This is a genomic window from Denitrovibrio acetiphilus DSM 12809 (assembly GCF_000025725.1).
Taxonomy (GTDB): domain Bacteria; phylum Chrysiogenota; class Deferribacteres; order Deferribacterales; family Geovibrionaceae; genus Denitrovibrio; species Denitrovibrio acetiphilus.
Genome location: NC_013943.1, coordinates 792,435 through 807,165, shown reverse-complemented (window position 1 = coordinate 807,165; position 14,731 = coordinate 792,435). Strand labels below are relative to the sequence as shown.

The window sequence follows — 14,731 nt, the reverse complement described above, 5'->3', positions numbered from 1 at the left end:
TTAATCCCCTAATTCGTATATAAAAACTGATCTGTTAAATGCATCGACAACCGCAAGTTTATCTCCGTTGATCCTTATATGGGTTACAGAGCCAAACTCAAGCCTTTTGCCGGCTTCATCTTTCAGAACACCTTCGAAACGACCATCTCTGTCCAGATATTGAACCACACCTGTATAACCGTCAGCGATTAATAATGTGCCCCCTTTATGAACCGCAATACCCGTCGGTCTGTAAAATTCCCCTGGTTTTATCCCCCACTTACCGAATATTTCATAAAACTTCAGCTCTTTTGTGATCTTCTGCACTCTGGTGTTGAGCACTTCTGAAACATACAAAACACCTTTGGAGTCAACCGCAAGAGCAAAGGGATACCAGAACTCCAGCTTTCTGCCTCCGTACACTCCAACGGATTTTTCAAACCTATTTGTTGTGATATCAGTTTTAATAATCCTATGGTTATCATTATCTACGCTGAATATGTGACCATCAGCAACAAGAGCATCTGTGGGGTCATATCTCCCTTTCAGCTCTGCAGGCAGACGGAAAGACTGATACACTCCAAACCCTGCCGAAAGCATATCAAGGCTCTCGTGCTCACTGTTGCAGAACAGAAAATAGTTGCCGTTTCTGACAAGGCAGTTTCCGCCTTTAAGAAAGTCTCTGCTCACAGTATTACCGGCAGCACCATCCACATAAACGGTATAGCTCCCGGCATAAGCATCATAAACACCAACCGAACCGTCGCTTTCTAAAACAACATCCGTTGGTGCAGAGTGGTCTCCCATCTGTATTTTATATAGTAAAGACGCTGTAACCCTTTCTGCGGAAGCACTTAAACTGACGCAGAACAGAAAAACAGCTAAATATATTTTAATTTTCACTCTCAGTTTCCTCTTTAGGGATCAGAAAATCCGGCAGATAGAACTTCTTATACTTTTCAATCATACCAACGACTTCGTTTCCTATAAGCTGGTCAACACGTCTGTCAGGGTATCCGATCTCTTTATAAGGCAGATAAGCTGTAGCTCTGTCTTTAGTATGGCAGTCATCACAACGGACAACATCTTTAAGCTCAGACATAGGTCTGTGGATAACCTTAAGAGAAGCACTTTTAGCAGACGGGAGCATATTGGTGACGTTCGCCCTGAACTCTGCAACATACTTTATCATTGGGTCAGTGTCATATATCCTGCCGTCTTCCACACCCTTTTTCAGCGGCAGCAACTTGTAAGGAGTGTCGCCAAGGTACACATTAAGACCTATCGTATCTTTCTGTTCACCAGACTGTTTGTCATACCAGACGAATTTTGTTTCTACACCTTCGCCGGTTTTGATATGACATGTTTCGCAAGCCATAAAAAAAGTATGCATATTCAGAAAAGCTCTGATCTCTTTCTTTTTATCATGGGGGACATCACCATGGCAGGCAACACATAAGCTCTGTGTATCGAGCACAGCTTTGCGTTCAGATTTATGAAACTCATAAAGTTTATGTGTTTCGTTCATATCTTTACGGGCTACGCCTTTGTGGTCTTTTTCAACCCCTTCGAGCATCTCTTTAAAAAGCCTGTCGTCTTCTGTCATGACAACATCTGAATGCTCACTATGCGGAGCTTTGTGCCAGATGTGCATTACTAATATCTCGACTATGTATCCGCAGTAGACCATCAGGGCAATGCCGAGGATACAGTATATTTTTTTCAGTATTGTTGGTTTTCTGCTCATTATTCCTCTCCCCTGTCATTTTTCCTGAGAAAGGACATCTGATCTCTGACGATCTTCAGCTTCTCTTCGTGTGAAAGCTTCTCGTTTTCCTCCTGCTTGTCTATATCCACCATAAGAGACGGATCTTTCTCGACAACGTTGTTTATCCTTGCCCACTCCACATAGTATTCATGCTTCATAAGGTCTTCCGGCAGATATCCGGTGATAAACAGAGGCGACATAGGAAATTTATCGTAATTGACATGGGCGTTGTACATGTGCCAGATAAAAATAACACTGACAGCAAGCATTGCCTCATCTGAGTGAGCTATGTAACTAATATTAACCGCCCAGCCCGGCATAAAAGAAGATGCCCATACGGGAAACCACAAAAAAATACCCGTTATCCCAAGCACGGGGATACCCCAGAAAACAGCCCAGTAATCGAACTTCTCTCTCCAGTGAAATCTTTCATGTTTAGGTCTCTCGTCGGAGATGAAAAGAGCAAACTTAACAAAGTCTACTATATCGTCCCAGTCTTTTTTACGTGGACACATTGGAGAATAATACATAAACAACATCAGCTCTTTAAAGGAATATGTGCCTGTCTTTCTTGCCGGTGTCACATAATAGTTCATGACGTTCTTTATAAGGTAATACCAGTGGTAAAAGAACAGACCGACCATGATCACCCCGGAGATCCGGTGGATTATTCTGGTGACAGTCAGTCCGCCCAGAAACTCTATTGTGGAACCCGCCCAGCCATAATAATGAAACTTAAGAGGGAACCCTGTAAGGACGAGAAGCAAGAATGTTGTCATAAGAATATAGTGCTGACGCTTCTGCCCGTGCGTAATTTTCAAATAATGTTTTTCGCCGTTTTTCACTTTAATCAGTGGCATTTTTCTCATCATGTCAGTACCCTCTTAGTCCTTTTTCTTTTTTCTTCTGAAGCTGAAGTTAGGGAACAGCTCCCGTATCAGCTCAAGAATCATCAAACCAAGCAGCGGATAAAATGCGCCGATGGTAAGAATGGTAAAACCAAGTGCCGTATAGAATTCAACCGGATAGATGTTCTTGTCTATAACAGTGTGCATCCTTATGGTTCCGAATCCTTTACCAGGGTTTGCATGACAGTCAGAATCTTTACATGCCAGGTACCTGTTCTCTTCGAAAGTTGCGCTTTGAGGATTTTTATAGCTCATAATCTTGTGAGCTGATTCACCTGTTTTAACATGGCAGTCAATACAGGTCGGTGCATTCTCCAGCCCGAACTCAACAGCTTTTCCGTGGAAGGTATCAAGATATGTAGCAGCAGCATTCTTAAGTTTATGTTTCTTTGCCATATCGTCTTTGGAGTGGCATTTGCTGCAGGTTTCAACAACATCCTCAGAAGGTGCAAGATCTTTTATCCTGTGGGTAACGTGGTTAAAAAAATATGTATATTCAGCAGTGTTGTCGTGACAAACATTACATTTCTGCAAAACTCTCTTTTTATGTCTGGCGTCAGATACACTGTCTATATCATTTTCAAGAAACCTATAAGACGGGTTATTGTGGCAATTAGTGCAGGTAGGAAAATCTTCTATTATCTTCGCCCTGACATATTCATTTTCCGGATTATGTATACTGGCTTGCAGGTCATCCTGTATTTTTTTGTGGGAGAATGGTTTTTCTGAGCCACTATTTTTTATGTGGCATTCTGTAGTACAGTCAACTTTTTTAGCTTCTTTGTGGGGTATCTCAGTCACGTCAGTATGGCACCCCGAACATTTCACTTTCGTGTGGACAGAATGGTCATACCGCTCTGATTCTACAAAAAATAGTCGGAGATAACCTTCATCATTAACGCGGGTAAGCCCCGGATATTTGTGACACATCATACAGTTTTCGTCATCTAGGACTGCCGTTGGCGCACTGTACGAGTTGAAGCTTAAAAAGACGCTGAAGACCATGACAGCAATAATCGCATATATTCTCATCATCAGCTCCAAAATAAATAAAAAAAAGATTGATGCAGCCATTAATCAAGATTCACACTTAAAAAAAGAGCTTCACATCACTATAAATAAAATATATCACAGAATCAGCACTTAACCACCGGAATTGCCGTGTATCTGAGTATTCATAAACGAACATACTCCCAGCATAAGCCCTATTCTTAATTTACTGCCGCCCTAAAACCAGCAACAATTTCCGACAAAGTGATATCATATTAAAACAGTTTAATTATTGAAAAACAGGGCGCCCAAAACGAGCGCCCCTAAAATTTCGTTTATTTTCTATTACTGAAATTTAGCCATAACAGCATCAATAACAGCGTTAAGCAGACCATCCTGATTCTCTTCTAAAAACCCGAAAGTTTTTGTATGAGCATTAAAGGAAGCCAGCTTCCCTGCCTCATCGGCATTAATAAACTCTGATCTGTGACATGATCCACAAGCTCTTGAAGCAGGACCGTTCACATAGCTAGGCACAGCACCTATATCTCTGTCCATACTCCACTCGCCGGCTGCAGAAAGCAGACCCGGAAGAGATTTAGACTGATCAGGTACATTGTACTTGTCTGAGTTGTGACATGACTCGCAGTTAGTTGTTGTAAACATTGGGTATGTGCTGCCAATATGGTGGTCATACTCCATTTGCTCAAACGGGTCACTGAAGTCGATATCATCAGTATCGAAAGGCTGGAATGTGTGAATAGCGTGTACATATGAGTCAATCGAACGTGACTGCATTTCAAGGTGGGAACCACCGCTGGTTGTCACGTGACACATACGACATACAGTAATGCTTCCGCCTCTGTCAGGGCTGTGGAATGTTGTAGCAAGCTGATCGTGACAAGTGTTACAACTGTTTGCATCAGCTATATCATGTCCGAAAAAGCCAGCTTCAACAGCAGCATCTTCCAGGTTGAATGTAGTAGAAACAGCATTCAGACCAACAGTAACATCACCAACTTCAAGAGAAGGAGCAACAGCGACCTCAACTCTTTTAATCACGCCGTCCGTAACCATGCTGTCAGTATCAAAAGCACTGATATCGTAAGTCACAGACCATGATGCGCCGGATGCAGTTGCATTAGTGAAGTACGGATTAGCGTCACCGCCGAATGTATACTCACCAAGCCTGTTACCGTCAGCATCTCTGCCGTGGTTGGAAATGATAAAGTCTTTTGTATCATAGCCGTAAGCAGCAACGTATACAGAAGGAACTATATCAGCAGCATCAACGCCTGCAATTGTGCTTGCTGCGCTGAAAGCTATTGTAAGAGATGTACCGGAAAGCGCTACAGAGTCTATCGTAACTGTAACATCCTCAGCATATTTGTCACCTGTAGTTGTGTAAATAGCCGGATCATAACCGCCTGTATGTATCTCTGCAAATGTCGGCATACCACCGGCAGCAGAGTGACATGTTGTACAGTCAGTTGATGCATTCAAAATGTTTGAATGGTTAGGATAACCTGCATTAGCAAGTGTTGTAAGGGCATATGTTGTCGTGTCGGATGTATAGTTACCATCTGCATCAGCGGTGTCGGTACCCCCAGTTACAGGGTGACAGCTTATACAGGTTTCATACTGAAAGTTTGCATCCGCAAGAACAACGCTAAGTTTGCCGTCGTGGCAAGTTGCACAGTTTCTCATACTCTGAGGATAACCGAACTCCATTGCGTGAGACATGTGAACGTCATTCATAAGGTTTGCAGTGTAACCATATTGAGCCAGTTCAGCAGTTGTCATCTGGCTTTCTATGTCACCATCCCCATCTTTATAGTAAAGACCAGCTTTTGCTGGGTTGTCAACGATAAGCTGCCATGATTCGTGCCCACCTGTTTTGTCGTAAAAGTGGCAGGTTTTACAAACAAGAAAATCAAGACCGCCGGCATCAGCCTGAATATTACCATGCTTTCTGTAAGGATCGCCGTGACAGCTTTCACATCCTGAAGCAACAGCAGCAGAATCATCGGCAGCCGCTGCGCCAACAGCGTAAACCTCATTGATAACTTCGTCATACATGCCAAAATAGCCGCCAGGATTATCAGCTATTGCAAGCTTATCTTTGAGAAGCTGAACATAACCAAAATAATCTGTCATTGTGGGGTCAAGGTCTGTAGCTGTTGCAGTTACAGTATATTCTTGAGCTCCGCCGTTATAAACAGGATTAGACAAAGATGCTACAAAGCCCTCACCAACAGAGTTTTCTGTACTGTCATACTGAGCTACCTTAAACGTACTAGAAGTAAAGTCAGCAATCCAGTCACCTGCAACGGCGTCCTTCAAAATCTGAAATGTTATTTCAAGATCGGCTTTTCCGCCATTGTCCGCTCTGGTGACTCCTGTAATAGTAGCAGAATATTGACCAGTGTCAGTATATTGAGTATAAATAGCCTGATGCGCAGCGCCATCAAACTCAGCAGACCCATTGTGACATACAGAGCAGGATTCACTATCCACTTTGGATGCAATCTGCTCAACTGAGTCAGTATTGTCGCCAATAGCATCATCTATCGCATCACCAAATCCCGGGTCATTGATGACATCATCAACGGAAACAGCTTGTACCGTCGGAGCCGTCATCACCACCACAGCCCACTGTGACCATCGAGCAGGTCAACACTACCATCAAAAACAATAAAATACGCTTTGACATAAACTTTCCTCCTTTGTTTTATGCCTCTCTATGTAAACCTAACGAAAACATCTAAACATCTGTCTATCCCTGGTTAACAATGTTTCCATACAGGCTTCATCAATAAAAATAGTATTTACATAGTTCCAACATCAATTAAGAGTATATCAAAGAATATTTACATGTCAAACTGAACTTAACCATAGCCTTACTTGTCCCCGACAAACGCTAATTCATTTTTAATTAAAATTGAATAAAATAGTTTTCACCATATGATCAAAAACCCTATTACAGGACGTCACAGCTTTAAAACAACTATTTATTCCAAAATTACCATATATGTATAATGAGTACACAAAACAAAAACTGTTCATTATTACTAAACTTTACCTATTTGCAATTTTCAGAAAATACCTTTGCTTAACCATCGTTAAACGAACATATATCCAAAACTTAATATTATTTTATAATTAATTCTATATAAACCACAACAAACTGCCTCAGCAACAATTACGACCATATGTCCTATAAATAGGCGCATTCAGCACAAAACACAATTATTAACAAGCAGTATTATCGAAATTACCTATAGAACCTACGTCCACATGTCCGCAGCCAGACTCTCACAATTTGTTATTTACTAATCCTTTGCCAAGCATAATATTTGCTGACATGTAAAATAACTCTCAAGTGAAATTTACAGTATGTTATCTGCTATAGAAAAAAGTTATGAACAAGGATTAATAACTAAAGAGGAAACTATGGATCCCCACGGGGAACCCCGTGGTTCTATTGCTTCGCACGTGCTTAACACACGGATTTACAACTTCGCTGTCACAGCTAGAGTATATAAAAAATACTTCACTGCGAAGCCCGCAGGGCTGTGGCAGTCTCTGGACTCGTTAGTTAATCCTGAGATTGCTTCGTCATTACATTCCTCGCAATGACTTATAAGCTCTAAAGCTGTGATTAGCTCATACATCCACGCAGAAATGCGTGGTGTTCCGTCTTCGACCGCATAAAGAAAGAACCGGCAGAAGTGATCCCCTGCCGGTTGCAGAAATTATTTTATTATATTTTTTTGATATCTTCTATGACCATATACACACACGGCACAAGCACCAATGCAACAACAGTCGTAAAAAGAACTCCAAAAGCGAGCGAAACAGCCATAGGCACCAAGAAACGTGCATGAAGAGATTTCTCCAGGATCATCGGAAACAAACCAAAAAATGTCGTAAGCGAGGTCATAAGTATAGGTCTGAAGCGTCTCTTTGCTGCATTAACAATAACCTCAATACTTAAATGATTTTTATCTACAAACTTGTTGATAAAGTCCACAAGCACCAGTGAATCGTTAACCACCACTCCAGCCACAGCAACCATACCAAATATACTCATGAGAGATATATTAAACCCCATCAACATGTGCCCCCATACTGCACCGGCAAGACCGCAGGGGATAGCCATCAGCACTATCAACGGCTGTACATAACTACCAAAAGGCACAGCCAGCAGAGCGTACATAGCGAGCATAGCAACTGGAATAAAGCGTGCAATACCACTCATTGATTCCTGTCGGCGCTCCTCTTCTCCTTCAAATTTCCATGTCAGCCCCGGATGTTCTGCCACCTGACGCGGAAGCATAGTTGCCGCAAGCTCTCTCATTATTTCAGTGGGGTTCGCATTCCCGTCAGCAGCAGCGCTAACGTTAACAACTTGCTTTCGGTCTGTCCTGTTTATCGAAGCAAGTCCCTGTCCACGCTGCACCTCGGCAACCATATAAAAAGGAACCTGCATACCATCTGATGTTTTTATATACATCTGAAGCAGATTATCGAGTCCGGTCTTTTCGTTATCGGGATACTCCACCCGCACTGTAACTTCGTCCAGCCCACGCTGAAATTTAAGTGCTTCCAGCCCATTGAAAGCTGCACGCACCTGTCTGCCGACCTCTTCATTAGTCAGCCCATACTTCTTTCCAAGATCATTAACACGAAACAGAAGTTCTTTTTTACCTCGGTCAAACGAATCTTCTATGTCTGTAACACCTTCATATGTTGCAAACTTTGCCTTCAGCTCATCCGAAACAGCCATCAAAACAGCTTCACTACTGTGTGCGTACCTTACATTCAGATTATCTCCAAAATTAAGTCCTTTCGAAGAATAAGTTATAGACTCGACACCCTGAACGTCACCAACAGTTTTTCTGAGTAGATTTTCAAATTTTCCCGTGCTGATATCCCTGTCTTCAGAAGGAATAAGAGCAACCGAAACACGTCCGCTTGAACCGCTTACCGCTCCAGTAATAACATAATCGACATATGACTTATCAAATCCAGTCTTAGACCTCATCTCCTCATCAACAACTTTTGTACTGGCATCAATATGCTGTATAACTTTGTTCAGCTTCTCAATATTAGTCCCTTCCGGCATAGTGACATAGATGCGTATAACATCCCGTTCAACCTTCGGCATAAATGTAAATTTCATATGACCGGACTTAATACTGCCATAGGTTATAATCAGCAAAGCCACAAAAACAGTAATTGTGATATACCTGTAGCTCATTGCCACATGCATAAAGCCGCCGTACACTTTTTCTATGAGGAATTCAAGTCCGTTTCGTATCTTCTGCCTGACACCGAAAGAAAGCCTTTTCTTGTCTTTCTTCGGTTTGTCTGAACTGTTCAGGTGAGCAGGGAGTATGAAAAATGACTCCAAAAGCGAAACCACCAGAACAGATATAACAACATAAGGTATATTGCTCATAAGAAGTTTCATCGGCCCTTCTATAAAGAGCAGTGGGATAAAAGCTGTAACAGTCGTTAACACAGAGAACGTCACAGCTCCCAAAACCTCGTGAGTGCCGTCAACCGCAGCCTGATATTTTGATTTCCCCATCATGCGGTGTGCATGTATATTTTCCCCGACAACGATAGCATCATCCACAACTATCCCCAGAGCGAGTATAAACGCAAATGAACTGATCATATTTATAGATACTCCGAGGGAAGGCATAAACAGCACTGCACCAAAAAATGATATCGGAATACCCATAGCAACCCACATCGCAAGCCTGAACTCCAGAAAAACAGCAAGTATCACAAGCACGAGCGCAAGCCCCATAGCAGCATTACGCATCAGGAGATCAAGTCTGCTCTGCAAAAGCTCTGAGTCATCATCCCATACCGTTATATGGACGTTATCAGGCATTTTAAGCTCTGTATCCGCCACTGTTTCCTGCACAGCTTTAGATATACTGTTAGGGGTTTGCTTGCCTACACGATAAACCCTTATAGTTAGCCCTTTCTGCCCGTTGAAGGTCTCGACAATATCAGAATCCTCGAACCCCTCTTCTATATCTGCCACATCTCCCAGAAAAACAGTTCCGCTCTCTGCTCCGGAAACAATGGGTATGTTTTTATAATCCTTTGCATAATAACGTTTATCTTTCATACGCAGGACAAGCTCACCCTGCTCCCTGTCGAGCTTACCTACAGGCAGATCAACTGATGCCGCAGAAACTTTTTCTGCAACATCAGAGAGTGTCAAATTATATTTGCGAAGCTCGTTTTCAGATATTTTTATTCTTATCTCACGGTCTTTTACAGAATATGCATAGTCCGCAAGTGTAATATTTTCATTATTAAGAAGTTCCTGACGGAAAGTGTCAGCATAGTACCTAAGATCAAGCTCCGGCATATCACCATAAAGAGTAATATCAACAACCGACCGCTTTCTGCTGGAAAGCGATATAACAGGATCATCTGCTTCGTCCGGGAAAGTTGTTATCCTATCCACCTCAGCTTTGATATCCTGATATGCCTGCTGTCTGTCTGTTCCGTCCACAAGCTCAACAACAACAGTACCACTCCCCTCTGTAGCTGTGGATATAACCTTATCTGTCCACTCCAAAGAACTCACAGCATCTTCAATAACGAGTATAACCCCTTCCACCACTTCTGACGGCGACGCTCCGGAGTAAGATACAGATATCTCAACCTCATCCTGATCTATACTGGGAAAAACCTCTGTTTTCATCGTAGTGAATGTAACCAGACCGCCCACAAGCAAAACAAGCATCAGAAGATTTGCGGCGACATGGTTTTTAGCTATCCATGCGATAGGACCTTTCGGGCTCACACGTCACCTCCGGGCTGCTTGACATCCGGTCTGTCCTGTGCACCCTTATCAGCAGTTTTACCGCCCGTAGTTCTTACAGGCATACCGTCAAGGATACCTTCAAGGTCAGAGATGATTATTTCCTCGCCAGCCGAAAGACCTTCTCCTATGTAGATATAATCTCCTCTCACTTCAACAACCTTAACGTCTCTTATCTGAACTTTATTATCATCAGAGAGCACCCACACGACAGTTCCTTCATGTAATGCCTGATCGGGTATGCGCACCATAGTCTGTTCTCTGTGGTCTTTGACAACTGCACGCACATTCGCACCAATGGGAAGTATCGGTCTTGCTCCTTCTCTGGTATCGAATGGGTCGCTGACAACAAGTATCGCCTGAAGCATCCCTGTCGAACTGTCTGCATCAGGCAGGATACGTTCAGCGTATATGTCCCATTTCCAGTTGTACTCCCCTTCGGCAAGTTCAACATAGCCGTCAGAGGCAAGCTCCGTGTCTTCAGAGAATCTGATGCGTACTGCATCTTTCGCCGCCATTGGCAGATTAATCTCATATCTGTCTGTACGGACAAGAGTGCCTGCTGATTCTCCGTTATTTATCACTTTGCCATACTCAATAGACTCTTCCGTAACAATTGAATCAAAAGGAGCTTTGTAAACAACTTTTGCCAGATCAGAACGGGCACTCACGACAGCAGACTCAGCATCTTTTACAGCAGCTCTTGACGCTGCAAGCTGGGGGCCGTAAGCAATAAGCTCACCAGGCTCATCTTTCTGCCCGGGAGAGGAGTTCCACATCTCCCACTCTTTCAGAGAGACGCCCGCTTCCTCTTCAACCTTTTTTAGTTCGTATTCGGCATTTCTGAGTGCAGACAGGGAAGAGTCAAGCGCAGCAACATAATCTGTATCATCAATCCTGTACAGAGGCTCCCCCTTTCTGAACATACCGCCGGTTTTCATTTTGTCGCTGACCCATATAATCTTGCCGGAAACCTCAGAAACAATATTCACCTCACCGGCAGCAGCAACTGCACCGTATCCGGCAACCTGATATCTATAGTTTTCCACAAGCTCAACATAATCAGTACGAACAATCGGAGTAATCTTTTTCGCCTGTATAGTTCTCGGTACCGGCTTGCTGTTCATCTGCCACGCAACGACAGCTAAAGCGGCAATTATAATCAAAACAGGTACAGCGACCTTAATAATACTTCTTATCATCATCTTGTCTCCTGTAAATCTGGAAGTCCTGCAAGTCTTTCATCCACAAGTCCATCTGCCCAGCTGCCGCCAGATGCTCTCGCCAGCTCGACTCTTGAGCTGATAAGCGATCTTCTGGCATTCACCTCGGTGATCCACCCTGACAGCAGGCTGATTTTATTATCCAAAACAGTTGAATAGTCTTCAATGCCTGATTTATATTTCATCTCTGCTATACGTAAACGATTCTCTTCTATTCCGACCTTTTTCTGGCTGAGTTTTAGCGCCTGCTCGTTTTGCATATTGTCTGCAAGAGAGTCGCTGACCTCTTTCAGCCCTTCGAGTACCGCCTGATAATAATTCTGTATCTCCTGTTTAAGAAGGTATTCCTGCCTTAGCTGCTGATTTTTTAGATTTCCTGCATCAAAAATCGGAGCTGTGAGGTTTGCAATGAGCTTAGTTACGAAGTTCTCAGGAGTAATAAGGCTGCTTATCTCATCGCCGCTGTAACCGGCAGAAGCAGAAAAGCTGAGCTTAGGGTATCTGTTTGCCATAGCCTGAGCTACGTCACTGTTAATCTGAAGAACCGAAGCATAGGCTGAGCGTATGTCAGGTCTCTTTTCTGCTATGTTTCCGGGAATAATTTCCGGCAGATCAGGTATAGCGAGGTTGTAGCTATCCGATATCTTGACAGAACCTGCATCCGCCTCCCCCAGCAGAAGAGCCATCTGGTATTTCGCCTCCAGCATAGACTGCTTTGTCTCCGAAATATCCTCCAGCAAAACTGCAATAGTCGTCTGCTTTGTATAAATACTGTCAAGACTGCCTATCCCCGACGTATAAGTCATCTCCAGCACCTTAACCTGCTTCTGACGCAGAGTCAGAATTTCTTCCTGCATCTTCAGAACAGAGGCGAGGGACTTATATAAAAAATATCTGTCAGCAAACTCAGCTGTCAGCGTCATATAAAGACTTTCTGTATCGAACCTGCCCGACAGCAGCGCCATTCTGTCCGACTCCACAGCCGACCGGATACGTCCCCATATATCCACTTCATAAGAAGCAGTAAGGGAAATATCATAACTGTCTCTCCACTCTCTGGAACCGCCTGTTGTGCTGTAAGTATCTCCGGCAGAAGTTTCCAGACTGAGTGAAGGCATCCTGTCTGCCGTACTTATCCCCAGAGCTGCCTGGAGAGCTTTCAAACCTTCATAAGATCCTGCGATCTCCTTATTGTTTTCAAGCATTTGCTCCATCAGGATATTCAACTCGGAGATGCCGAAAACTTCCCACCATTTGCCATCATAAACTGCACCTGTACCGCTGAAACTAAAAGCATCCGGATATTTTATCTCTTCGTCCAGTTTGCTTTTAGAAACCCTATGCGTTGTTCCGGCACAGCCTGCGAGTGCAGCAAGTACAAAAAAAACTAAAACAAGTCTGCAATAGCGTAACGCCATGTCATTCTCCTGAAAAATAGTTAACTCAAGTTTCGCATCTTTGAAATAGTAAATTTTGGATAGAATGCCTTACCATTTCTTGAATCCCAGTTAATTTATCCATAAAAAATGCGAATGTTTCTTTTGCACCATCAATTATCGATAATAGTTGGTTTATGAATTTTTCCATAAACGCCAGAATGTTCAGTTCTTCAACTTCATAACGTAAACCCTCATACAGACTGCCTTTGTGACGGAAATCACCATTTATCCGTTCCATATAGCTCAGAATGATAAACCTAACGAGTGACAGTGTCAGGAAGCAAATGTTAGCCTCAAAGCTTCTGGATTGATTTTTCCCAAAGAAGAGCTTGCTCTTAGCTTCTTTAAACAGTACTTCCACCGCCCATCGTTGCCCATAGGTTTCAATTATTTTTGCCGATGTCAAAGAGGTATCCGTTGACAGCAGAATAATAGGCTTCTTCGATTTACTTTTCTCTGATGGCTGACAGAAGACAAGCTTAACAAGAGTTTCACCGAAAAAAGCATTAGTGGATGATACAAATACCCTGTCTTTACCAATAGTAACTGTTTCTTTCTTTAAAGCTGGAACAACGCATTCCCATAAGCGTTTGGTTGAGTATACCTTGCCATTTAATACAACAGTTAATGTCGGTGTAGTTTTAAGCATGGCAATCACGTCATAGCCTATCTCATGAAAGATTGATGAAACAAGCTTCGGCGTACAGTACCAGCTGTCAAACAGAACCGCTCCTGCATCCAGCCCTTTCTGTTTCGCCCGTTTGAGCATTTCTTTTACCAGTGTTGGTTTGTCTTTTACTGCTTCCTGTCTACGATGCCACGCCAGCATCCGCTTATCCATTTCAGTCTCTGTCGATTGGTTGAATACTTTTCTGCTGCTCCGCTGCAAAGCAAAATCTACAGGAACAAATGACGAACGATCACTCCAGCCAAGTACAACAGCACTGAAGCCTTTCACGCTTTTACCTTTGCTATGGTCAAACACCCAGGAGACTTCTTCAATCTTCTTACCGGCTTTCGGAATCACTGTGTCATCAATGACAAGAACACGCTGTTGCCAGCTGCTGAATGATTTAAAATGCTTGATCACCCTTAACGATATATCCATCATAAAACGTCGCCAATTGATACTTGTACGTGTACTTAAACGATAAAAAACATCTTTACCGCCTAAATCGAATAAGCTATTCCGGCAGTGGGAAACAAAATGGTGAACGCTTTTGCCGAGAAACGTCAGAAAAACCAAGGCAATAAGAACAGAAAACGGTTCAACGCCCTGATTCTTTGAGATACCGCACCTATAGGCAATTGTACGCAGCTGCAGAGCCCTTATTACTCGGAATATCTCAAATTCTTTCCATAATGCCGCTTGAACTTCGGTTTGTATTGATTTATTCTCAAACATAGAAAAAGTCTCCTAGATGTAATTGTTCTTCGAAAATCAATATACCATTTATGTGAGACTTTTTCTATTATTATATTAACTATAACAATAAGTTAGCGCAAAGATACGAGATGCGAAACTTGAGTAGTTAATATAAGATACTCTGGTTTGAAGAATAATGTTG

At 42.8% G+C, this 14,731-nt stretch carries 10 protein-coding genes; all 10 read right to left on the bottom strand.

Going from position 1 to position 14,731, the window contains the following annotated elements; translation table 11 throughout:
• The 10 genes from DACET_RS03965 to DACET_RS03925 all read right to left on the bottom strand — a co-directional run bounded on the left by DACET_RS03965 (position 1) and on the right by DACET_RS03925 (position 14,568).
• A complete protein-coding gene (locus DACET_RS03965; protein ID WP_013010100.1) occupies positions 1-882 on the bottom strand; it encodes an NHL repeat-containing protein in 882 nt (293 codons plus the stop codon).
• A complete protein-coding gene (locus tag DACET_RS03960; RefSeq protein WP_013010099.1) occupies positions 872-1,726 on the bottom strand; it encodes a hypothetical protein in 855 nt (284 codons plus the stop codon). The genes DACET_RS03965 and DACET_RS03960 overlap by 11 nt, the downstream gene beginning before the upstream one ends.
• The gene (locus DACET_RS03955; RefSeq protein WP_013010098.1) at positions 1,726-2,619 is read right to left on the bottom strand and encodes a formate dehydrogenase subunit gamma; all 894 of its coding nucleotides are present in this window, start codon (positions 2,617-2,619) and stop codon (positions 1,726-1,728) included. The genes DACET_RS03960 and DACET_RS03955 overlap by 1 nt, the downstream gene beginning before the upstream one ends.
• A gap of 12 nt (positions 2,620-2,631) precedes the next feature.
• Positions 2,632-3,690, bottom strand: a complete 1,059-nt coding sequence (locus tag DACET_RS03950; RefSeq protein ID WP_244392565.1) for a multiheme c-type cytochrome — start codon at positions 3,688-3,690, stop codon at positions 2,632-2,634.
• A gap of 300 nt (positions 3,691-3,990) precedes the next feature.
• A complete protein-coding gene (locus tag DACET_RS03945) occupies positions 3,991-6,285 on the bottom strand; it encodes a multiheme c-type cytochrome (protein WP_013010096.1) in 2,295 nt (764 codons plus the stop codon).
• A gap of 872 nt (positions 6,286-7,157) precedes the next feature.
• Positions 7,158-7,319, bottom strand: a complete 162-nt coding sequence (locus DACET_RS16220; RefSeq protein ID WP_169304179.1) for a hypothetical protein — start codon at positions 7,317-7,319, stop codon at positions 7,158-7,160.
• Between the two features lie 89 nt (positions 7,320-7,408).
• Complete coding sequence (locus DACET_RS03940) at positions 7,409-10,483, bottom strand: efflux RND transporter permease subunit (protein ID WP_013010095.1); 3,075 nt, start codon at positions 10,481-10,483, stop codon at positions 7,409-7,411.
• Complete coding sequence (locus DACET_RS03935; RefSeq protein ID WP_013010094.1) at positions 10,480-11,706, bottom strand: efflux RND transporter periplasmic adaptor subunit; 1,227 nt, start codon at positions 11,704-11,706, stop codon at positions 10,480-10,482. The genes DACET_RS03940 and DACET_RS03935 overlap by 4 nt, the downstream gene beginning before the upstream one ends.
• Positions 11,703-13,142 carry an efflux transporter outer membrane subunit gene (locus DACET_RS03930; RefSeq protein WP_013010093.1) on the bottom strand — a complete coding sequence of 480 codons (1,440 nt, stop codon included), beginning with the start codon at positions 13,140-13,142 and terminating at the stop codon, positions 11,703-11,705. The genes DACET_RS03935 and DACET_RS03930 overlap by 4 nt, the downstream gene beginning before the upstream one ends.
• A gap of 25 nt (positions 13,143-13,167) precedes the next feature.
• A complete protein-coding gene (locus tag DACET_RS03925) occupies positions 13,168-14,568 on the bottom strand; it encodes an IS4 family transposase (protein WP_013010092.1) in 1,401 nt (466 codons plus the stop codon).
• Positions 14,569-14,731 lie beyond the last annotated feature (163 nt).